The 21,519-nt window shown below is 71.6% G+C and carries 19 protein-coding genes; 8 read left to right on the plus strand and 11 right to left on the minus strand.

What is annotated here, in order from left to right; all coding sequences use genetic code 11:
- Positions 1-48 precede the first annotated feature (48 nt).
- Entirely contained in the window at positions 49-723 is a 675-nt protein-coding gene (locus DVR05_RS02710) for a heme oxygenase (biliverdin-producing) (protein ID WP_116244206.1), read from the minus strand.
- Positions 724-1,171: 448 nt separating this feature from the next.
- Between DVR05_RS02710 and DVR05_RS02715 the strand changes: the two genes are divergently transcribed.
- The 5 genes from DVR05_RS02715 to DVR05_RS02735 all read left to right on the plus strand — a co-directional run bounded on the left by DVR05_RS02715 (position 1,172) and on the right by DVR05_RS02735 (position 6,539).
- Positions 1,172-2,446 carry a PP2C family protein-serine/threonine phosphatase gene (locus DVR05_RS02715; RefSeq protein ID WP_116244207.1) on the plus strand — a complete coding sequence of 425 codons (1,275 nt, stop codon included), beginning with the start codon at positions 1,172-1,174 and terminating at the stop codon, positions 2,444-2,446.
- A gap of 20 nt (positions 2,447-2,466) precedes the next feature.
- Positions 2,467-4,359, plus strand: coding sequence for a sensor histidine kinase (locus DVR05_RS02720; protein WP_116244208.1), 1,893 nt, complete (start codon positions 2,467-2,469; stop codon positions 4,357-4,359).
- Positions 4,360-4,387: 28 nt separating this feature from the next.
- Complete coding sequence (locus DVR05_RS02725) at positions 4,388-4,822, plus strand: response regulator (RefSeq protein WP_116244209.1); 435 nt, start codon at positions 4,388-4,390, stop codon at positions 4,820-4,822.
- A 239-nt stretch (positions 4,823-5,061) separates the two neighbouring features.
- On the plus strand, positions 5,062-5,589 hold the full coding sequence (locus tag DVR05_RS02730; RefSeq protein ID WP_116244210.1) for a low molecular weight protein-tyrosine-phosphatase: 528 nt from the start codon (positions 5,062-5,064) through the stop codon (positions 5,587-5,589).
- 5 nt (positions 5,590-5,594) lie between these two features.
- Positions 5,595-6,539 carry a fructosamine kinase family protein gene (locus tag DVR05_RS02735; protein WP_198659014.1) on the plus strand — a complete coding sequence of 315 codons (945 nt, stop codon included), beginning with the start codon at positions 5,595-5,597 and terminating at the stop codon, positions 6,537-6,539.
- Between the two features lie 74 nt (positions 6,540-6,613).
- On the opposite strand, the gene DVR05_RS02740 is transcribed toward DVR05_RS02735, so the two are convergent.
- The 3 genes from DVR05_RS02740 to DVR05_RS02750 all read right to left on the minus strand — a co-directional run bounded on the left by DVR05_RS02740 (position 6,614) and on the right by DVR05_RS02750 (position 10,023).
- Complete coding sequence (locus DVR05_RS02740) at positions 6,614-7,597, minus strand: carbohydrate ABC transporter permease (protein WP_198659015.1); 984 nt, start codon at positions 7,595-7,597, stop codon at positions 6,614-6,616.
- Positions 7,594-8,571, minus strand: a complete 978-nt coding sequence (locus DVR05_RS02745) for a carbohydrate ABC transporter permease (RefSeq protein WP_116244211.1) — start codon at positions 8,569-8,571, stop codon at positions 7,594-7,596. The genes DVR05_RS02740 and DVR05_RS02745 overlap by 4 nt, the downstream gene beginning before the upstream one ends.
- Positions 8,572-8,673: 102 nt before the next feature.
- Complete coding sequence (locus DVR05_RS02750) at positions 8,674-10,023, minus strand: ABC transporter substrate-binding protein (protein WP_116244314.1); 1,350 nt, start codon at positions 10,021-10,023, stop codon at positions 8,674-8,676.
- Between the two features lie 197 nt (positions 10,024-10,220).
- On the opposite strand from DVR05_RS02750, the gene DVR05_RS02755 reads away from it, so the two are divergent.
- Positions 10,221-11,321, plus strand: coding sequence for a Gfo/Idh/MocA family oxidoreductase (locus tag DVR05_RS02755; protein ID WP_116244212.1), 1,101 nt, complete (start codon positions 10,221-10,223; stop codon positions 11,319-11,321).
- Between the two features lie 21 nt (positions 11,322-11,342).
- Here the strand turns inward: DVR05_RS02755 and DVR05_RS02760 are convergent, their stop codons facing one another.
- Positions 11,343-11,927, minus strand: coding sequence for a TetR/AcrR family transcriptional regulator (locus DVR05_RS02760; RefSeq protein WP_116244213.1), 585 nt, complete (start codon positions 11,925-11,927; stop codon positions 11,343-11,345).
- A gap of 137 nt (positions 11,928-12,064) precedes the next feature.
- Between DVR05_RS02760 and DVR05_RS02765 the strand changes: the two genes are divergently transcribed.
- Positions 12,065-13,426 carry a four-carbon acid sugar kinase family protein gene (locus DVR05_RS02765; protein WP_116244214.1) on the plus strand — a complete coding sequence of 454 codons (1,362 nt, stop codon included), beginning with the start codon at positions 12,065-12,067 and terminating at the stop codon, positions 13,424-13,426.
- 117 nt (positions 13,427-13,543) lie between these two features.
- Here DVR05_RS02765 and DVR05_RS02770 read toward each other — a convergent pair whose 3' ends face one another.
- The 5 genes from DVR05_RS02770 to DVR05_RS02790 all read right to left on the minus strand — a co-directional run bounded on the left by DVR05_RS02770 (position 13,544) and on the right by DVR05_RS02790 (position 18,457).
- Positions 13,544-14,446, minus strand: coding sequence for an alpha/beta fold hydrolase (locus tag DVR05_RS02770; protein WP_116244215.1), 903 nt, complete (start codon positions 14,444-14,446; stop codon positions 13,544-13,546).
- 51 nt (positions 14,447-14,497) lie between these two features.
- Positions 14,498-14,836, minus strand: coding sequence for a DUF4873 domain-containing protein (locus tag DVR05_RS02775; protein WP_116244216.1), 339 nt, complete (start codon positions 14,834-14,836; stop codon positions 14,498-14,500).
- 13 nt (positions 14,837-14,849) lie between these two features.
- Entirely contained in the window at positions 14,850-16,367 is a 1,518-nt protein-coding gene (locus tag DVR05_RS02780; protein WP_198659016.1) for an NAD(P)/FAD-dependent oxidoreductase, read from the minus strand.
- Between the two features lie 309 nt (positions 16,368-16,676).
- The gene (locus DVR05_RS02785; RefSeq protein ID WP_116244217.1) at positions 16,677-17,591 is read right to left on the minus strand and encodes a diiron oxygenase; all 915 of its coding nucleotides are present in this window, start codon (positions 17,589-17,591) and stop codon (positions 16,677-16,679) included.
- 11 nt (positions 17,592-17,602) lie between these two features.
- The gene (locus tag DVR05_RS02790; RefSeq protein WP_116244218.1) at positions 17,603-18,457 is read right to left on the minus strand and encodes an SDR family oxidoreductase; all 855 of its coding nucleotides are present in this window, start codon (positions 18,455-18,457) and stop codon (positions 17,603-17,605) included.
- A 234-nt stretch (positions 18,458-18,691) separates the two neighbouring features.
- Between DVR05_RS02790 and DVR05_RS02795 the strand changes: the two genes are divergently transcribed.
- Positions 18,692-19,483 carry a MerR family transcriptional regulator gene (locus DVR05_RS02795; protein WP_116244219.1) on the plus strand — a complete coding sequence of 264 codons (792 nt, stop codon included), beginning with the start codon at positions 18,692-18,694 and terminating at the stop codon, positions 19,481-19,483.
- A 74-nt stretch (positions 19,484-19,557) separates the two neighbouring features.
- On the opposite strand, the gene DVR05_RS02800 is transcribed toward DVR05_RS02795, so the two are convergent.
- Positions 19,558-21,438, minus strand: a complete 1,881-nt coding sequence (locus DVR05_RS02800; protein ID WP_116244220.1) for a GMC family oxidoreductase — start codon at positions 21,436-21,438, stop codon at positions 19,558-19,560.
- Positions 21,439-21,519: the final 81 nt, after the last annotated feature.

Raw genomic sequence — 21,519 nt, forward strand, 5'->3', positions numbered from 1 at the left:
GGTCGGGTGCTCCGGCACGGTCGTCGCAGGGGCGGAGAGGGCGTTCTCCTACCGCGCTCCCCACGTGCGTCCCAGGTCGGCCAGGACCTCGGTGTTGAGCTGGTAGGCCAGGCGGGTCTCGCGGACGAGCCGGTCGGCGGCGGCCGGGTCCAGGCCCAGGGCGTCGAGGCGTTGGCGGTAGTCGGAGCGGAACCGGGGCAGGCTGCCGAGTTCGTCGAAGACGTAGAAGGACAGGCCCTCGTGCGTGAGTCCGTAGGCCCTGGCGGCCACCTGGCGGATGAACTGGCCGCCGGACACGTCGCCCATGTACCGCGTGTAGTGGTGGGCGACGAACCCCTCGGGGTGGTCGGCCATCTGCTCGATGCGGGCCACGTAGGTGCGGGTGGGCGGGCTGGGGGAGATCCGGTCGCGCCACCCGGGGCCGAGGAGGTGTTCCAGGTCGCGCACGAGCGCGGGGACGCGCGGCAGACCGGGCCACTGGAAGCGGCCCGCCACCGGGTCGTCCGCCAGCGCGCGGCCGAGGTCCTCCAGGGCCGCGTAGGCGAAGTAGTGCTGGGCGACCATCGCGGTGTAGCCGTCGATCGGGAGCGTGCCGCCCAGGAGGGCCCGGGTGAACCCGTGGTACTCCGCCGCCTCGTGGTCCTGCCAGGTCGCGGCCTTGAGCCGTTCGGAGAACGGGACCCCGGCGTCCTGGGACGTAGTGGCCTGGACCGTCGTGCTCATCCGGGTCGTCCGCCTTCCGTGTGGAGAATTTCATGACATGATGTCACCAAGATGGGAGGGCGTGTCAAGAGGTATATGACGAGGTGTCAGATAAATTGCCCATACACGCCCGTACCGAGCGGAACATCACATCCGGCACGTTCCCCTGCACGCGCCGATGCGCGTGCCGAAACCCCTTGCAGGCGGGCCTGCACGTGCACCGCCGAGCGGTTTCGGCGGCCGCCGCGTGCGACGCGGGGACGGCCTCCGAACGCGCCTCCGTTGGATGTGTCTCGTCACGCTCGCTGGTCAACAGGTCGCTGTGGCGTTTATCGTTTGGTTGTCGTGCGGGTCCGAACCGCCGGGAAGACCCGAGGTGTCCAACCCCGGGACACGCGGCGCGACAGCGCCCCACGGGCCAGCAGACCAAAGGCGATGAGTGGATACCAGGAGAACAGGGCACGATCCCGTGACGGTGATCGGCGACGAGGCGGCCAGCACCGCCACCACACACGGCGCCGCCGCGCATGACGGCGCCGCCCTCGGTGATGGCACCGCCCCGCCCCACCGTCTGGAGGCGCCGGTCGAATCGGTGGACGTCCTGCTCGTCGAGGACGACCCGGGTGACGCCCTCCTCGCCGAGGAACTGCTCGCCGACACCCCCCTGACCACGCGCATCACGTGGGTCCCCACCCTCGCGGACGCCCGCGCGCCCCTCAAGGACTTCCGCGGCTGCGTCCTGCTCGACCTCAACCTCCCCGACGCCCAGGGCCTGGACCTGCTGCGCGAGGTGCTCCAGAGCGCGCCCTCGGCCGCCGTCGTCGTCCTCACCGGTCTCGACGACGAACACGAGGGCGTGGCCGCAGTCGCCGCCGGTGCCCAGGACTACCTGGTCAAGGGCCAGGTCGACGGTTCCCTCCTCGGTCGCAGCCTGCGCTACTCCCTGGAGCGCCGCCGCGCCGACGAGAACGCCCGGCAACTGCACGAGGCCCGCATGCGCGCCCGTGAGAACACACGCCTCGAACGCGGCCTGCTGCCCCAGGTCCTGCTCCAGAGTTCACCCCTGAGCCACCGCGCCTACTACCGGCCGGGCCGCAAGCGCGCCGTGGTCGGCGGTGACTTCTACGACGCGGTCGAGAAGAACGGCACCACGCACGTCATCATCGGCGACGTCAGCGGCCACGGCCCCGACGAGGCGGCCCTCGGAGTGAGCCTGCGCATCGCCTGGCGCACCCTCGTCATGGCCGGCGTCGCCGAGGAGCGCGTCCTGCCGAACCTGGAGGAGATCCTGGTCAGCGAGCGGGCCCAGGAGGAGATGTACGCGACGCTGTGCATGGCCAGCCTCGACACCGGCACCGACCGCGTCCGGGTCCGCGTTCTCGGCCACCCGCCGCCCCTGGTCGTCCAGGACGGCTCGGTCGTGGAGACCCAGGCCTCCCCGCAGCCGCCGCTGGGCGTCTTCCCCGTCGAACAGGCCGACGTCGACGAGGTCGTCCTGCCGGTGGGCGCGAGCATGCTCTTCTACACCGACGGCCTCGTCGACGCCTACGACGGAGGCCCGCCCGCGCGCCTGGAGGTCGCGGGCCTGCGCCGGATGATCAGCGGCGTCCTCGACCAGGGGGTGCCCCTGAACCTCCTGCCCGAACACGTGGTGGACGAGGCCGAGCGCAGCAACGGCGGACCGCTCCAGGACGACGTGGCGATGCTGCTCATCACGCACGGCGCTGACGGGGCCGCGGAGTGAGCCGTACCGAGGAGGCGGCCGTGGAATCCGAGGGGAACGAGCCCCGCCGCTCCCCGGGAACACCGGTCGGCGGAGTCCTGTTCGTGGACGGCGTACCGCGCGGCCTGGCCGGGCCGCGGGCCTCCTGGAGCCTGCGCCGCCGTGTCACCAGCCTGCTGACCGTGGTCGCGGTCGTGCTGGTCACGGCCGTGTCGGTGATCACGCTGGCCGCGCTCAACGCCCGTGACTCGCTCACGTTGCAGGTGGACTCGCTGACACCGACCGTGAACGCCGTCGAACAGACCCGCTCGGCCTACCTCAGCCAGGACCACGCCCTGCGCGGCTACATCCTCACCCAGGACCGCGAGTTCCTGGAGCCCTACATGGCGGCCAACGTCACCCTGCTGGACAACCGCGCCGACCTCGCCCGCCTGGCCGAGGACAACCCCGCCGTGGCCTCCAACATCGAGGACCTGCTCGCCGCCGGGGAGCAGTGGACCACGGAGTTCGCCGAGCCCGTCCTGGAGCAGGTGAGCAACGGGGAGACACCCTCCCAGGAGGACCTCCAGAACGGCCGGGTGCTCTTCCTGGAGCTCAACCGCGTCAGCGACGCCACCGACCAACAGCTCCGCAGCGAGATCGACGAGGCCCGCACCGGGTTGACGACGGCCACGCAGCAGGTCGTCGCGCTGCTGGTCCTGGTCGGTCTGGTCGTGGTGTTCCTGTCGGTGTTCCTGTGGGTCATGCTCCAGCAATGGGTGCTGCGCCCCCTGGAGGAACTCGCCGGGCACATGCGGCAGGTGTCGGAGGGATACTACGCCCACCGCATCAGCCTGCACGGGCCGCCGGAGATCGTCCGGCTCGGCCAGGACGTGGACGCCATGCGCGAACGCATCGTGCACGACCTCGACGCGGTGGCCAGCGCGCGCCGCGCCCTCCAGGAGCAGTCCACGCTGCTGGAACACCAGGCCGAGGAACTGCGCCGCTCCAACCTGGAACTCGAACAGTTCGCCTACGTCGCCTCCCACGACCTCCAGGAGCCGCTGCGCAAGGTGGCGAGCTTCTGCCAGCTGCTGCAACGCCGCTACCACGGGCAGCTGGACGAGCGCGCCGACTCCTACATCGACTTCGCGGTCGAGGGAGCCAAGCGCATGCAGACCCTGATCAACGACCTGCTGGCCTTCTCCAGGGTCGGCCGGACCAAGGACTTCGCCTCCGTGGACCTGGACGTGGCGCTGGGCGACGCGCTCAGCAGCCTGTCGACCAGGTTGGAGGAGGCGGGAGCCGAGGTCACGAGCGACCCCCTGCCCACGGTCCAGGGCGACCGCACCCTGCTCACCCAGGTGTTCTTCAACCTGGTGGGCAACGCCGTGAAGTTCCGCGCCGAGGAGGACCCGCGGGTCCACATCAGCGTCGAGCGCAGCGGCGACGAGTGGGTGTTCTGCTGCGCCGACAACGGGATCGGGATCGAACCGCAGTACGCCGAGCGCATCTTCGTGATCTTCCAGCGGTTGCATACCCGTGACAAGTACACGGGAACGGGCATCGGCCTGGCGATGTGCAAGAAGATCGTGGAGTTCCACGGCGGTCGGATCTGGTTGGACGTCGACGACGGGTCGCAGGACACCGGTCGGACCGGAACGCGCATATGCTGGTCCCTGCCCGCGGACCCCGACGAGGACGTGACGGCCGACACGGCGGGAACCGTCGAGGACGTCGACGACGATATCGGGGACGAGGGTGCGGAGGACGCCGGAGCCACGACCGCGGACACGGACGTGGACCCGGCGCCGGCGGCCGCGCGGCGGCCCGTGGGTACCGACGCCTCCGGAGCGGGCGGAGCCGGGTCGGGCGCAGAGCCCGGCCGAACGCCGTCCGTCCGGTCCGTCACCGATGGCGGTACGGTTCCCCCCGGTGACGGGGCGGGGCCCTGAGCAGGGGTCTGGAAGCTTGAGCGAGGTCATGTTGGTGCATCCGATAGAGGTGCTGCTGGTCGAGGACGATCCCGGGGACGTCCTCATGACCAAGGAGGCGTTCGAGGAACACAAGCTGGGCAACCGGCTGCACGTGGTCTCGGACGGCGTGGAGGCCCTGCGGTTCCTGCGCCGGGAGGGCGAGTACGCCGACGCACCCCGCCCGCACCTGATCCTGCTCGACCTCAACCTCCCCCGCAAGGACGGCCGCGAGGTCCTGGAGGAGGTCAAGGCCGACGACGCGCTGGCGCACATCCCCATCGTGGTGCTGACGACCTCCGAGGCCGAGGAGGACGTGCTGCGCAGCTACCGCCTGCACGCCAACGCCTACGTGCCCAAGCCGGTGGACTTCGAGCAGTTCATCAAGGTGGTCCGCCAGATCGACGACTTCTTCGTCACCGTGGTGCGCCTGCCCAAGGGGTAGGCGGTGTGCGTCCTGGCCTCCGCTTCGGACCGTGGCCGGGCACCCGAAAGGCCGGGGGTCCTTCATCCTTGGCGGCGCCTGACGCTCGTTCCTCGCCAGCGGCTCGCCTCGTCTCGCGGAACCCGGGCGGCGCCCGGACGACAATCCCCGGGAGCGGCGGAGGCCCACAAGGGCACGGCTTCGGGTCTCCTGGGACGCCAGGCGGGTGAGCTGCGCGGTTTTTCGTTACGGTAAGGGGTATGAGCTTGCCGGAACCGCGTGACCCCGCCGGGCCGTACCGCGTCAGCCTCGTGTGCCTGGGGAACATCTGCCGATCGCCCATGGCCGAGAAGGTCCTGGCCGCCGACCTCGAACGGGCGGGTCTGGGCGACCTCGTCGCCGTGGACAGCTTCGGGACGGGCGACTGGCACGTGGGCGGGGGCATGGACCCGCGCGCCGCCTCCACCCTGCGCGTCCACGGGTACCTGACCGACCACACGGCCAGGCAGTTCACCCCGTCCCTGCTCGCCGAACGGGACCTGGTCCTGGCCCTGGACCTGGACAACCTGGAGGACCTGCGCGCGGTGGTGAGCGAACGGGGTGAGGAGTTCGGCTTCTCCGCCGACCGCCTGCGCCTGTTCCGGTCGTTCACGCCGGGGGCCGGACCCAACCCCGAGGTGCCCGACCCGTACTACGGCGGCGACGACGGCTTCACGGCCGTCCTCAGCATGGTCGAAGCCGCCGCCAAGGGCCTGACCGGTGAACTCGTCGTCCGGCTGCGCGGGTAGCCCGGGTGGACGGAGAGCCGATCGTGTGCCCCGTCGGCGGCGGTGACGGTGACGGGGACCGGGAGGAGCGCCGCCGGGACCCGGTCACCGGAACGATGGCCGAACGCCTGACCGCGCTGCTGGGCCGGGGCGTCCGCCGTGCCGCGCGGGCCGGCAGCAGCCATGACTGGGAGATCTCCTACGCCGAACTCACCGACGGCACCCGGCTGTTCGTCAAGTCCCTGCCGCGGGGGGCGCCGGCCAGCGGGGTGCTCACGGCCGAGGCGCGCGGTCTGGAGTGGTTGGGGCACGGGCCCGGGTCACCCGTGATCGACGTCGTGGCCTGGGACGAGCGCATCCTCGTCCTGCCGTGGGTGGCGGAGCGCGAACCCTCGGCCCCCGCCGCCGAGCGGTTGGGCCGCCAACTCGCCGGGATGCACCTGACCGGCGCCGACCACTTCGGGGCGGCCTGGCCCGGCTACATCGGCCCGCTGCCCATGGACCACACCCCCTCCTCCGACTGGCCGCGCTTCTACGCCGAGCAGCGGCTCCGCCCCTACCTGCGCCGGGCCGTCGACCAGGGAACGCTGACCCCCTCCGACGGCCGGCTCGTCGAGCGGGTGGTCGAGGCCGTCCCCGACCTGGCCGGGACCCCCGAACCCCCCGCCCGCGTGCACGGCGACCTGTGGAACGGCAACGTCATCTGGCGGGACGGGGGAGCGGTGCTGGTCGACCCCGCCGCGCACGGCGGCCACCGGGAGGGCGACCTGGCCATGCTCGCGCTGTTCGGACTGCCCTTCCTGGACCGGGTGCGGGACGCCTACAACGAGGTGGCGCCGCTGGCCGACGGTTGGCGCTCCCGGGTGGCGCTGCACCAGCTCCACCCCCTCCTGGTGCACGTGTGCCTGTTCGGCGCCGCGTACCGGACCACCGTCCTGGAGGCCGCGCGGGCGGCGCTGCGCGGCTGCTGACCGCGCTTGTTCCGGTCCTCCGTGTTTCGCTTCGGACCGTGTTCGGGCGCTCGAAGGGCGGCTCCCCGGGGCTCTCAGCCCTTGACGCTGCCCGCGAGCAGGCCGCGGACGAAGTAGCGCTGGAGGAGGAAGAAGACGGTCAGCGGTACGACCATCGCCACGAAGGCGCCCGCCGTGAGCCGGTGCCAGTCCTCGCCCCGGGTTCCAGCCAGTTCGGCGAGCTGCACGGTGAGCGGGGCGGTGGCGCTGTCGCCCCCGGTGAAGATGAGGGCGACCAGCAGGTCGTTCCACACCCACAGGAACTGGAAGATCCCCAGGGACACCAGGGCCGGGGTGAGCAGGGGCAGCACGATCCGCAGGAAGATCCTGCCGTGCCCGGCTCCGTCCACGCGCGCCGCGTCGAACAGGGAGCGCGGCAGTTGCGCGACGAAGTTGTGCAGCAGGAAGATCCCCAGCGGCAGACCGAAGATCGTGTGCGCCACCCAGACGTTGGTGAACGCCATGGCCCCGGTGAGTTCCCAGGCGGGCAGGACCTGGACCCCGCCCACGCTCACGCCCTGGGAGAAGAACCGCAGGAGCGGCACCAGGGACATCTGGAGCGGGACGATCTGGAGGGCGAAGACGCCCAGGTAGATCCAGTCCCGGCCGCGGAAGTCGATCCAGGCCAGCGCGTAGGCGGCGAGCGCCGCCAGGCCCAGGACGAACAGCGTCGAGGGCAGGGTGATGACGATGGAGTTGACGAGGTGGCTGGCGAGCCGCCCGTCGCCCGCGGACCCGAACAGGACGTCCCGGTAGTTGTCCAGGGTCACCTCAGGGGAGGCCGGGAACGTCCACCAGCCGGTCGTGCGGATCTGTTCGGCGGGCCGGAAGGAGGAGACGAACAGCCCGGCGGTCGGTACGGTCCAGAGCACGGCGATCACCATCGCCGCCGCGCTGGCCGTCGCTCCGCTCAGCCGGGCGCGCACACGGGACGCGGGACCGCCGGTGCGTGAGGCGGCCGTGCGCTTCGGCGCCCGTTCCGCCGTGGGCGAGGCGGTGGGGGTGGTGGCCTGGGTCATGAGAGCTCCCTCGCCTTGCGCGTGCGTCGGATCTGCACGATCACCAGCGGGATGACCAGGAGGAAGAGGAAGACCGCCAGAGCCGAGCCCTGGCCCACCTGCCCCTGCTGGAAGGCCTGGCTGTACATCTCGTTGGCGATCACGCTGGTGCCGTAGTTGCCGCCCGTCATGGTGCGGACGATGTCGAAGATCTTCAGGGTCTGCACCGTGATGGTGACGAGGACGACCAGCAGCGTCGGCCACACGGTCGGCAGGGTGATCCGGGTGAACAGCTGCCAGGGGCCCGCGCCGTCGATCCGGGCCGCCTCGACCATCTCCGCCGGGATCGCCTTGATGGCGGCGGACAGGACCACCATGGCGAACCCCGCCTGGACCCAGATGAGGACCAGGATGAGGAGGAAGGTGTTGACCGGCTGCTCCAGCAGCCACAGCCGCGGCTGCCCGCCGAACCACACGATGATCTGGTTGAACAGCCCGTACTGCTCCTGGTCGGCGGGCCGGTAGGCGAAGACGAACCGCCAGATGATGCCCGCGCCGACGAACGAGATCGCCATCGGCATGAAGACCAGGGACTTGGCGACCGGCTCGAACCGGGAGCGGTCGACCAGGACCGCGTAGACGAGTCCGATGGCGGTGGCCAGGAGGGGGGCGAACAGCACCCAGAGCAGGGTGTTGCGCAGGACCAGCAGGATCTCCGGCCGCTGGAACATCCAGACGTAGTTGGCCAGTCCGACGAACTCCGTTCCGGAGCGGTCGTGGAGGGACAGCACGGTGGTGCGCACCACCGGATAGAGCAGTCCGCCGACGAGCAGGATCAGCGCGGGCGCGAGGAAGACGACGGCCTGCCAGCGGTCGCGTTTGGTGCGGGGGACGTCGAGGAGGACGAGCACCAGGCCGATGACGCCGAGGAAGGCGGCGATCCCGATGAGCATCCACACGATCTTGGGCAGCTCGTCGAGGAGCGAGAACTCCATGAAAGCCTCTTGTCGGTGCCGGGGCCCGGGATCCGGGCGAGGCCGGATCCCGGGCGGGGGAGTGCGGGCGGAGGCGGCCCCGGTGGGCCGTGTCGGGGCGTCCTACCAGGCGGACTCCACGGACTCCAGGACGTCGGAGGTGGGGGTTCCGGTCACCCAGTCGACCATGCCGCCCCAGAACACGTCGGTGCCGACGGCCGAGGGCATGGAGTCGCTGGCGTCGAAGTAGAACACGGTGTCGGGGTCGGTCAGGACCTCCTGGGTGAACCGGTCGGTCGGATCGGTCAGGGTGGCGGGGTCGAGGTCCCGGTGGGCGGACACCCAGGCGCCCTCGGAGGCGCGGCTGTCGGCGTACTCGGCCGTGGACAGGTACTCGTGGACGGCGTTGACCTCGGGGCGGTCGCTGAAGGGGACGGCGAACTCGCCGCCGCCCATGACGGGCACCTCGGCGCCCTCCTCCAGCGGGGGCAGGACGAACCCGTAGACGTCGCCGTCTTCGGCGATCTCGACGTCCTCGTCGAAGTTGGCCGCGTAGAAGGAGCCCATCAGGTAGAGGCCGCACCCTCCGTCGAGCAGCGGGAGCCCGGCCTCCTGGAAGGAGGTGACGGCGATGCTGTCCGGTCCGCCGAAGGTGCCGTTGACGTACTCCTCGTCGAGGAGGATGTCGCCGGTCAGGTCGAAGGCCTCCTCGATCTCGGGGGCGTCGAAGGGGATGTCGTGGGAGATCCAGTCCTCGTACACGTCGCCGCCGGAGGTGCGCAGCAGCACGTTCTCGATCCAGTCGGTGCCGGGCCAGCCGGTGGCGTCCCCGGACTCGAAGCCCACGCACCACGGCTTGGTGCCGGAGGCGGCGATGTCCTCGGTGAGCGCCATCATCTCGTCCCAGGTCCGGGGGACCTCGTAGCCGTTCTCGGCGAAGAACGTGGGGGAGTACCAGACCATCGACTTCATGTTGGCGCCGTAGGGGGAGCCGTACAGCTGCCCGTCGACCGTGGCGTAGCTGCGCCAGTCCTCGCCCCAACCGGCCTCGACGTTGGCGCGAACGCCGTCGGAGACGGGGAGGGCGTGGCCGTCCTCGACCACGCGCTGGAGCAGACCGGGCTGGGGGATGAGCGCGAGGTCGGGGGCGTTGCCGCCGTCCAGGCGGATGGGCAGCTGGGCCTCGAACTCGCCGCTGCCCTCGTAGTCGATGGTGATCCCGGTGCAGGCGGAGAACTCCTCCCAGGAGCGCCGCATCCGCTCGGCCTCCTCGTCCCGGATCGAGGCGTAGATGGTGACCGTGCCGCCGATGTCCGTCCACTGCTCGAAGGGAGAGCAGTCCATACCGGAGGTGTCGACGGTGCCGCCGCCGCCCTCACCGCTGAGGTAGCCGCACCCTGAGGCGAGGAGGACCGCGCAGCCGGCCGCCAGGAGCGCGCGGCCTCTCGGTGTACTGCTCCGTGTGTGTCGCATGGCAACCCTTCCGTCGTCCGCCCGCGGGCGCCCGGTGGCGAACGACCACATCGGTGTGGCGTAGGTCATCTGTTGATGATGAAAGTCCCCTCTTGTCCACATGTCCAGACTTGTCGCAAAAACTTGCGTAACAATACGAAAACTTGCGACCCGATCTTGCTGGATCCCCGCGTGTCACCGGGTCGTAGATTGGGGGCATGTCTGACGCATCCCACCGCCCCGGACCGGGCGCACACGACGGACCCGAGCTGCACGTCGCGCTGGTCGGTTACGGGAAGGGCGGCGAGGTCTTCCACGCGCCGATCATCGATGCGGTCCCGGGGCTGCGCCTGTCCGCCGTGGTCACCAAGGACCCCGGACGCCGCGCGGCCGCCGAGGCCCGCTACCCGGGGGTCACTGTCTACCCGACCGCCGCCGACCTGTGGGCGGACGCGGACCGGTACGAGATCGCGGTCGTGACCACCCCCAACCACACCCACGCCCCGCTGGCGAGGGCCGCTCTGGAGGCGGGGTTGGCGGTGGTGGTCGACAAGCCGTTCGCGCTCACCGCAGGCGAGGCGCGGGAGCTGACCGACCTGGCCGAGCGGCTCGAACAGGTGCTCACCGTGTACCAGAACCGGCGCTGGGACGCCGACTTCCTGACGCTGTGGCGGCTGGTCGAGGAGGGTGCGCTGGGGCGGGTGCACCGGTTCGAGTCGAGGTTCGAGCGCTGGCGTCCCGAGGCCAGGGGAACGTGGCGGGACAGCGGGTCGGTCGCTGACGGCGCCGGGATCCTGTACGACCTGGGGCCGCACCTGATCGACCAGGCGGTCAACCTGTTCGGCCCGGTCGCCTCGGTCTACGCCGAGGTCGACGCCCTGCGCGACGGGGTCGGGGCGGACGACGACGTGTTCCTCGCGCTCACACACGAACGGGGCACCCGCTCCCACCTGTGGATGAGCGCGCTGGCCGCCCAGACCGGGCCGCGTTTCCGGGTGCTCGGGGACGAGGCGGCGTTCACCAGCCACGGGATGGACGGCCAGGAGGACCGTCTGGGAGCGGGTGAGCGCCCGGACGCGCCGGACTGGGGCGTGCAGCCGGAGGAGGCGTGGGGAACCCTCGGGGCGGACGGTCGGGTCCGGCGGGTGCCCGGCGCCAGGGGCGCCTACCCGGAGTTCTACGCGGCGGTGCGGGACGCGGTCGGCGAGGGTGAGCCGCCGCCGGTCGACCCGCACGAGGTGATCCACGGGCTGGAGGTCATCGAGGCGGCCCGGCGCAGCGCCGAGACGGGGGCGGTGGTCGCGCCGAGCTCCGGGTGATCCGGCCGCGGGCGGGGCTCCTCAGCCGCGGCCGTCCGCGCCGAGCGCGGCGTCGACGAACTCGGCGAGGAAGTCCGCCAGGGCCCGCTCGGCCTCCGGATCACCCGGGTCCGTGCCGAGGACCATCCTGGACAGCTGGGGGAGCATGTTCGGCAGGGCGGCGATGCCGATCAGGAGAAGGAGGGTGCGCCGGGTGCGGTCCGAGGGCGGCTCGCCCAGGGCCTCGGCCAGCTGCTCGACCTTGCGGGCGTAGGCGGGCGCGCGCTCGTCCTCCCCGGGCAGTCGGCGGTCACCGTAGTACAGCGACTCCCACAGCAGGAGCCGCAGCAGGTCGGGGTGGTCGCGATGGTACTCGTGGACGTGCCTGACGTACTCGGCGGGGCCGGTGTCGTCCAGGGACACCACCTCGGCGAGCTCTTGGCGGGCCCCCTCGATGACGCGCTCGAAGAGTTTCTCCTTGCTGCCGAAGTACGCGTAGATGCGCTGCTTGTTGACCCCCGCCCGCTCCGCGATCCGATCGACCCGGGCGCCGCTGATGCCATGGGCGGTGAACTCCCGCCGGGCGGCGTTCAGGAGGAGCGCACGGGTGGTTTCGGTGCGTGTCATGCTCCCATGGTAGCCGGGTGCCAACCGGTTGGTTGCCCTCTCGCGGGTCACGGGTCCCCCGTCCGGAGGCGGAGGGCGGGCTTTGGCTCTATGTTGGAGGGAGGTTACCCCAGCGTTTCGTGCGAAGGAGCAGTGCCGTGGCCCAGGTCCTCGTGGTGGCGGACGACCTCACCGGAGCCAACGCCACCGGTGCCCGGTTCGCGCGGACCGGGATGCGCGTGGCCACGGTGACACCCGAGCACGTGAGCCGGGTGGAAGGCGACTACGACGTGGTCGTGGCCAACCTGGACAGCCGCCACGTACCCGCCGAGCAGGCCGCCGACCTGGTGACCGACGTGGTTGAGGCGGTGTGGCCGGTGGGGCTGGTGGTCAAGCGGACCGACAGCACGCTGCGGGGCAACATCGGGGCCGAACTGGAGGCCACCTACGACGCCGTACGCGAGCGGGTGCCCGCCGGGACCCGTGTGCGGGTCCTGTTCACCCCGGCGTTCCCCGGATCCGGGCGGATCACGGAGGACGGGGTGCAGCTGCTCAACGGCCAACCGCTGGAGCGCACCGACCTCGCCCTGGACCCGCTGACCCCGATGACCACCAGCGTGGTGGCCGACATCCTCGCCGCCCAGACCGACCTGCCGGTGCGGCACGTGCCGGTCCGGCAGGTCACGCAGACGATGCTCACCGCCGAGCTCCTCGCGGGCGACGAACCCGTGGTGCTGTGCGACGCGAGCACCGAACAGCACCTGACCGACATCGCCGAGGCCGCCGCCGAGGCGCACCACACAGAGGGCGTCGTGTGGGTGTCGGCCGACCCGGGGCCCACGGGGGCGCTGCTGGCCTACGCCCTGCGGCTGCGCGGGCAGGCGGGGTCGCGCGGGCCGCTGCTCGGGGTGGCGGGCAGCACCACCGACCTGACGCGCCGCCAGCTCGCCACGGTCGCGCGGACCGGCGCGGTGCGGTTCGTCGATCTGGACGCGGTCGCCCTCAGCGACCCCGACGGCGACCACGCCGAGACGGTCGCCGAGGAGCTGGCCGAGCAGCTGTCCTCCTCCGGCTTCCCCGAGCTGTGCGTACTGCGCGTGGTGACGACCGCCGAGCGTGTACGGGAACTGCCGGTCCAGGACCGGGCCGAGTTGCCGGGGCGGATCGCGCGCCTGGTGGCCGGCGTCATCCACGACATCGCCGACACCACGGGAGCCCAGGCACTGCCCAGCGGGCTGTACCTGACCGGGGGCGACTTGACCGCCAGTCTGCTGGACGAGCTGGACGTGCACGCGGTGGACGTGGGCGGTGAGGTGGTGCCGTTGGCGGTGCACGGCCACCTCAGCGGCGGGCCGCTGGACGGGACGCCGCTGGTGGCCAAGGGCGGTCTGGTGGGCGACGACATCACCCTGGTCGAGTGCCTGGCCAAGCTGCGCCGCGCGGTCCAGACGCGCCTGCACCAGGTGCACTCGGAGGTGTCGGAACACGTGGCGCCGATGCTCACGAGGGATCCGGCCTGAGGGGTGGGGCGCGGCGATCCCCCGCGGCCGTTCCCGGGAGGGGGCCTTCGGGACTCCCGGTGCGGATCCGGGAGGCACCCCACGCACCTCCCGGACCCCGCGGCGCCGGAAGGCGGCTCAGGCCCCCTCCGGCGCCGCCTCCAGGTGGTCGGCGACCAGCTTCTCCAAGAGTTCGGCCAGCGCCTCGGGCGCCTCCAGCGGTCCCATGTGGCCGACCCCCGGGATCTCGACCACGGGGCCGTCGGCGCCCGGGATGAGGTCGACCATGTGGTGCGCGTGCCACGGCGGCGTGAACTTGTCCTCGCCCCCGGCCACGACGACGGTCGGGGCGGTGATCCGGCGCGCGGAGTCGTCCAGCTCCAGGGTCGCCAGCACCCTGCCCCAGCGGCCGCGCGCCACGGGCTCGCACGCGTGCACCATCCGGGCGGTCAGCCGCCTGGCGCGGCGGTCCGCGCGCCCTCCCAGGACCAGGTGGGCCAGCGCCGCCGCCGTGACCGGGTTGGCCGGGCCCATGGGCAGCGTCGTGCGCAGGAACGCCTGCGCGCCCAGGTACCCCAGCACACCGGGCAGCGGGAACGCCGTGGAGCGCCTGACCAACTGCGTGCACCCGGTGTTGGTGAGCAGGACGGCCGCCGCCCGGTCCGCGAACGCCGCGCGCGGACCGGCCGCCATGACGGTCATACCGCCGATGCTGTGCCCCGCGACGACCGCTCTGCGCCCCTCCGGGACGGTGGCCTCCAGCACGGCGCACAGGTCGTCGGCGAGCTTGTCCGTGCCGTACCCGGCCTTGGTGAGGGGGGTCTGACTGCGCCCGTGTCCGCGCTGGTCGTACAGCACCACGCGCAGACCGGGGTCCAGCGCGCGCACCACCGGCCCCCAGGACGCCAGCGACGTGGCCCAGCAGTGGGCGAGGACCACGGTCGGGCCGTCCTCGGGACCGCGCACCTCGACGTGCAGTCGGGTGTGGTCGGCGGAGCGCACGGTGAGTTCCCGGGCCTGGCCCGGGTGTCGGGTCGCCATCGGGGGACACCTCTCGATCGGGGGTCGGGGAGGGGGATGTTCCTACGGATGTCAGTCGTCGAGCGTGACGTCCGGAACGGGGAACGGCGGCGTGCCCGCCCCGCTGATCGGATGCCCTCCCCAGAGGTTGGGCTCGTCCAGGTCACCGACGCCCTCGTGGCCGTCCGGGGTCCGGACCCGGACGGTGCGCACCCCGCTCTCGAAGGCCGCGGTCACCCCGGGGTGGGCGGACAGCCGTCCCTTCCAGCGGTAGTCGCCGGTCAGCGGGGAGAAGTGGCCCGCCAGGTGGGCGTCGACCTCGACGGCGGACCCCTCCTCGGAGCCGTCTTCCGTCAGGACGATCGTCACCGGCCCCCGGTACTCCTCTTCCTCGTCGCCGAACCCGCTCATCGTCTCTGCCTCCTCACGCCGGGACGGGGGTCCTGCGGGCCCCGCGTGCGCGGCTCAGCCTCAGGTCGTAGTTGTGGGGGTCGAACCACCGGGTCCGCAGCGCGTAGCTCCAGGTGAAGGACGGCCACAGCGTCGTGTTGCGGCCCTCCTCGTTCAGGTACCAGCTGTCGCAGCCGCCGGACACCCACACGGTGCCCTCCATCGCCTTGGCGACCATGTCGTTGTAGGCGCGCTGGGCCTCGGGGCGCACCTCCATCCGGTCGATCCGGTTGCGGCACGCGTACCTGAGCGCCCGCATCGTGTACCGGATCTGGGCCTCGATCATGAACACCTGGGAGGTGTGACCGAGCCCGGTGTTCGGTCCGGCGAGGATGAAGGCGTTGGGGAACCCGGCGACGGTGGTCCCGCGGAACGCCTGGGCCGTGCTGCCCCAGTGCTCGGCCAGGGAGACCCCGTCGGCGTCGAACATCCGGTGCGCGATCGGGGGGTCGGTGACGTGGAACCCGGTGCCGAGGATGATCGTGTCGACCTCGTGCTCGGTCTCCCGGCCGGAGGTGTCGCGGGTGACGACCGCGTTCGGCCGCACCTCGACGATCCCGTCGGTGACGACGTCCACGTTGGGCTGGGCCAGCGCGGGGTAGTAGTCGTTGGACATGAGGATGCGCTTGCAGCCGGCCCGGAAGTCCGGGGTGAGCTTGGCGCGCAGTTCCGGGTCCTTGACGCTGCGGTTGATGTTGGCCCGGCCGAGCCGTTCCACCAGGCCGAGGAGCCTGGGGTTCTTCGCGAAGCCGAAGACGTAGTTCTCCCGCCCCCAGTAGATGCCCTTGCGTGCGATCTGCTGGGTGAGGGGGATGTTGCGGTACAGCCAGCTCTCCAGTTTGGTGATGTCGCGGTCGTGGCGGAACATCACCCACGGCGCGGTGCGCTGGAAGAGGGAGAGCGCGGCCACCTTCGGCTGGATCCTGGGCACGAACTGGATCGCCGACGCCCCGGTCCCGATCACGGCCACCCGGCGGCCGGTCAGGTCGTGGTCGTGGTCCCAGTCGGCCGAGTGGAACAGGGTCCCCTCGAAGGAGTCCAGGCCCTTGATGTCCGGGAAGGACGGGTCGGCGAGCGGTCCGGCTCCGCTGACCAGGAACTGGGCGGTCACGGTGCCGCCGCTCGTCTCGATCCGCCACCGGTTGCGTCGCGGCTCCCAGTGAGCGGCCTCGACGTCGTGCCCGTAGCGGACGTGGCGGTCGACGCCGTACTCGCCCGCGACCCGCTTCAGGTACTCCCAGATCTCCGGCTGGGGGGAGAACGAGCGGCTCCACCCGGGGTTGGGCGCGAAGGAGAAGGAGTACAGGTGCGAGGGGACGTCGCAGGCGGCACCGGGGTAGGAGTTGTCCCGCCACGTGCCGCCGACGTCGTCGGCGCGTTCCAGGACCACGAAATCGGTCAGGCCCGCCTGCCTGAGGCGGACGGCCATGCCGATCCCGGCGAAGCCGGTCCCGATGACGGCCACCCGGAAGTGCGGTGGTTCTTCGGTCACGTTCTGGTCCCTTCGTGCGAACCGGATCGGTCCTGCTGTCGGGTCGGGGTGGGGGTGCCCCGGGGACGCGGCGCGTTCGTCCCCGGGGCGTCGGTCCCTCGGAGGCGTGGCGCGGTTCGCCTCCGAGGGAGCGCGGCTCCCGGGAGAGGGTCATCGCGCCGCGGGCGTCCGTCGGGGTCCACCCCGCCGCGGAGCGGCTCCTGGGCGGTGGTGGGGTGACGTGCGGGCGCGTGAGTCCCCGGGAGGTGGGAGCCGACGCCGGAGGACGTGGCGCGTTTCGTTCTCCGGCGCCGGCGTTCGCGGGCCCGGTCAGCGACCGAGCAGTCCGGCCTTCCTCCAGAAGTACTTTCCGAGGCCGGAGATGGCGCCGGCGGTGGTCAGGGTTCCGACGACCTTGCGGGCAGCCCAGGTCTTGGTGTCGATCCAGTGCGGGTTGGCCTTGGCGGCCCGGTACGCCTCCTTGGGGTCCAGTCCGACCTGCTCGTAGACCTTCGGGTTGATCAGCCGCGTGGCGGAGTAGTAGGTGACCAGGCCGAGCATGAGACGGCTGTAGGCCCTGTTGAGGGGGCCGCGCCTGGCCCAGTCGCGGGCGAACTCCTCTCGGGCGTAGCGCATGTGCCGCGCCTCCTCCACCACGTGGATCCGGGAGACGGAGCGCACCAGGGGCAGGACCTGCTCGTCCGGGATGGCCTCACGCTGGAGCTGGTCGAGAACCTCCTCGACGAACAGCGCTCCGGCGAAGATCAGCGGCCCGTGCGCGATCGCCTTGAACACCCTCCCGAGGTGGTAGGCGACCGGATCGAGCCGGTAGGTGTGCCAGCCGAGCTTGCCCACCATCTTGGCGAACATGACGGTGTGGCGGCACTCGTCGGCGATCTCGGTGTAGGCGTACTGGACGTGGTTGGTGGTGGGGTCGTTGTGGTAGGCGTGCCGCACCAGCATCTGCATGAGGATGGTCTCGAACCAGATGCCGATGGTGGCGACGGAGGCGATCTCCAGGCGGCTGAGCTCCTTGCGCTTCTCCTCGCTCAGCTGGTCCCACAGGGGCGTGCCGTAGATGGAGATGCGCTCGGGGCGGATGGCCCACATGTCGGGGTCGACGGGGGCGTCCCAGTCGATCTCGACGAGCGGGTCGAACGAAGCCTTGGCCGAACCGCGCAGCAGGCGCTTGGCGATGTCCTCGCGGTCGGTGAGCTTGGGTTTGGCGGGGGTCTGGGTGGTCATCTCGTCCCTCCTCAGGACACGTTCGGCCGGGGGTTGGCACCGTCGTGACGGGCGTGGAGTCCCTGGGCGATCTCCGCGTCGCCGAAGGCCCCGTCCGCGAGGAGCAGGCCCAACTGGAGCGACACGATCCGTTCGGTCGTGCCGGGGAAGTGCCGGGTCAGGTGGAGCGCGACCGCGCCGAGACCGGTGGAGGCCACGTCTCGCGGGGCCCGCCTGGCTCCGGCGGCCCGGACCACCGACATGACGGTGTCCCGTTCCCGTTCGGCGGGGACGAGGCCGTCCAGCGCGACACCGGTGGCCCGGGAGCTGTCGTGGATGGGGGTGTCGACGTAGCCGGGGTAGACGGTGGTGACCCCGACGTGGGTGCCGTACTCCGCGCGGAGGCAGTCGGCGTAGGCGGCGAGGGCCCGCTTGGAGACCGTGTAGGCCCCGGCGAAGGGCAGCTGGAGGTTGGCCAGCAGGGACGAGGTGAGGATGACCCGTCCCCCGCCCTCGACCAGCGCGGGCATCGCGGCGGAGGTGACCCGCCAGGCGCCGAGCAGGTTGACCTCCAGCGCCTGGTGCACGTGGACGTCGGGCTCCCGGCCGATGTCGACCGCCGGGCCGATGCCCGCGTAGTGGATCAGCAGGTCGAGGCGGCCGCCGAGCTGCTCGACGGCCTCGGCGACCGAGGAGCGGACCTGCTCGTCGTCGGTGATGTCGCAGCCGATGACACCGGGGGCGGGCTTGCGGTCGAGGCCGACGACGTTCACCCCGAGGTGACGGAGGACGGCCACGGTGGCGCTGCCGAACGCTCCGGAGGCGCCGGTGACGATGGCGTTCTGGCCGGGGAGCCGTCGCAGGTGGCGCGGCAGGGGGGTCGTCATGTGATCTCCTCCACAGTCATTGCCGGAACGTTACAACGAGCATTGTCACAATGCAATGGGGTGAGACGGGAAATTTACTTGCGAGTAGCTTCGGCGGGTCGCGGGGGAGCCGTGGAGGTGAACGGGACGGCGCGGGGTCGGCGACCCGGGAACGCCCGCCCAGAGGCGCAGTCGTGGCCGGGTGGAGGCGGCAACCGGCCGACAGCGCGTGCGGCGGTCTCTAGGCTTGGACCCATGGCCGAATACCGCATTGACGAACTCGCCCGGCTCGCGGACACGACGGTGCGCAACGTCCGGGTCTACCAGGACCGGGGACTGCTCGCTCCGCCCCGCAAACAGGGACGCGTGGGTATCTACTCGGAGGCGCACCTGGCACGCCTGCGGCTGATCGGCCAGCTACTGCGGCGCGGGTACACGTTCGCCAACATCGGCGAGATGTTCGCGGTCTGGGAGCGCGGCGGCGGCCTCTCCGACATCCTCGGCTTCGAGTCGGCCATCGGGGACGCCTGGAGTGACGAGATCGCCGACTACGTCACCGTGGGCGAGCTGCGCGACCTCTTCGGCAAGGGTGTGACGCCCCGGACGATAAAGCGGGCCATCGACCTGCGGGTGCTCGAACGCGACGGGCTGCGCTTCCGTGTCCCGAGCCCGCGCCTGCTGCACGCCGGGGCCGAGCTGGTCCGGATGGGGATGAGCGTGGACTCGGTCCTCGACATAGCGGAGAACCTGCGCGCCAAGGTCGGCGACGTCGCCGAACACATGGTCCGCCTGGTCGCCGAGCACATCCTGGCCGAGTACGCGCCGCTGACGGTGATACAGACCGGCAGCGAGGAGGTCGCGGAGATCGCCGAACTGATCCGCCGGGTGCGCCCGCTCGCCCAGCAGGCCGTGGACGCGGTCCTGGCCCAGGAGATGGCGGAGAAGATGAACGACGTGATGGGCGAGCACTTCGCCCTGGCGATGGAGCACATGCGCGGAGAGCCGGGCGGCCACCCCAAGGAGGACGGCCCCGCGGGGCCCGCCTGAGCACTCGTGCGCCGGGGCCGCCCGGCCGGTCGGCGCCGGGCGCCTCCTCAGGCGGGTCGGGGCGGAACGGTCCCTCAGGAGCCGCCCCCGCCCTCGGCGGCGGCGCCTTCCCCGGACGCGTCCCGATCGGTCGGGGACCCCTCGCCCCCGTCCGCTCCGCGCACCACCGACAGCGGGAGCGGGGTGGTGTAGCGCAGCTCCGCGAAGGCGCCCGCCGGGACCGCGGGCGCGTGCGGGAACACCGGACGCAGCCGCCGGTACGGCTCCCCCTGCGCGGGTCGGGGGTCCTGCTCACCCTTGTTCGGCCACAGCGACATGGCGCGCTCGGCCTGGGCGGTGATGGTCAGCGACGGGTTCACCCCGAGGTTGGCGGTGACCGCCGCGCCGTCCACGACGTGGATCCCGGGGTGCCCGTACAGCCGGTGGTAGGGGTCGATCACACCGTTGTCCGGACCGTCCCCGATCGGACAGCCGCCCAGGAAGTGCGCGGTCATCGGGATGTTGAACACGTCGCCGACGGTGCCGCCGGGGTAGCCGTCGATCCGCTCGGCGAGCCGGGTGGCGGCCTCCTGGCCCTCCGGGATCCAGGTCGGGTTCGGCTCTCCGTGGCCCTGGCGCGAGGTCAGCTTCTTGCGTCCGCCGAGCAGGCCGCGCCTGACCGAGGTCGTCAGCGAGTTGTCCAGGGACTGCATGACCAGGCCGATGATGATCCGCTCCGACCAGCGCCGGTTGGAGAGGCTGCGGGCGAAGACGTAGGGGTGGCGTGCGGCCCGGCCCAGGAAGCGCAGCCAGCGCGGCGCCCTCCCCCCGCCCGGCACCTGGATCGTGGTGAGCAGGCCCATCGCGTTGGAGCCCTTGCCGTAGCGGACCGGTTCGATGTGGGTGTTCTCGTTGGGGTGGATGGAGGAGGTGATCGCCACCCCCCGGGTCAGGTCCTCGGGCGGCGGCACGTGGCGGCTCATCGCGCCCACGAGCGCCTCGGAGTTGGTCCGGGTCAGCGTTCCGAGCCTGGCGGACAGGCGGGGCAGCAGCCCGGCGTCGCGCATCCGGTGCAGGAGGGTCTGCGTGTTGTACGTCCCGGCGGCCACCACGACCTGCCCGGCGGTGAACGTGCGGGCGTTCTCCCGGCGACGCGGCGCGTCGGTGCGGACGGTGTCGACGGCGAAACCGCCGCCGGGCAGTTCCCGCAGCCGCTCGACGGTGGTCAGCGGGTGGACCTCGGCGCCCGCGCGTTCGGCGAAGTACAGGTAGTTCTCGGTGAGGGTGTTCTTCGCGCCGTGGCGGCAGCCGGTCATGCACTCGCCGCACTCCGTGCACGCCCGCCGCTCGGGGCCCGCGCCGCCGAAGTAGGGGTCGCCGACGGACTCGCCCGGCGCGGCCTCGTTGCCGTCGCCGTCCGCACCGTCGCCGAAGCACACGCCGACGGGGGTCAGGCGGAAGGTGTGACCCACGCCCATCTCCTCGGCGACCGCCTTCAGGTGGACGTCGGAGGGGGTGACGGTCGGGTTGGTGCGGACGCCGAGCATGCGCCGGGCCTGGTCGTAGAAGGGGGCGAGCTCCGACTTCCAGTCGGTGATGTGCCGCCACTGCGGATCCTCGAAGAACGCGTCCATCGGGTGGTAGAGCGTGTTCGCGTAGTTGAGCGAACCGCCGCCGACACCGGCTCCGGCGAGGATCATGACGTCGCGCAGCAGGTGGATGCGTTGGATGCCGTACATACCCAGCCGCGGCGCCCAGAGGAAGTTGCGCACGTCCCAGGAGGACGACGGCAGTGTTTCCGGGGTGAAACGGCGCCCGGCCTCCAGGACGCCGACGCGGTAGCCCTTCTCGGTGAGCCGGAGGGCGCTCACCGAGCCGCCGAAGCCGGAGCCGACCACGATGACGTCGTAGTCATGGGGGTCCGTGGCGTGCTCGGTGGAGCGGGCGGGCGGTGGTGCGTTGCGCTCTGCGGACACTGAGGCCTCTTTCAGTTCGGGTGTCGCGGTCCCGTAGTGCGCCGGATACGAGTCTGCAACATCGAATACGCCATCTAGAAA

The organism is Nocardiopsis sp. FIRDI 009 (assembly GCF_003386285.1).
GTDB lineage: Bacteria > Actinomycetota > Actinomycetes > Streptosporangiales > Streptosporangiaceae > Nocardiopsis.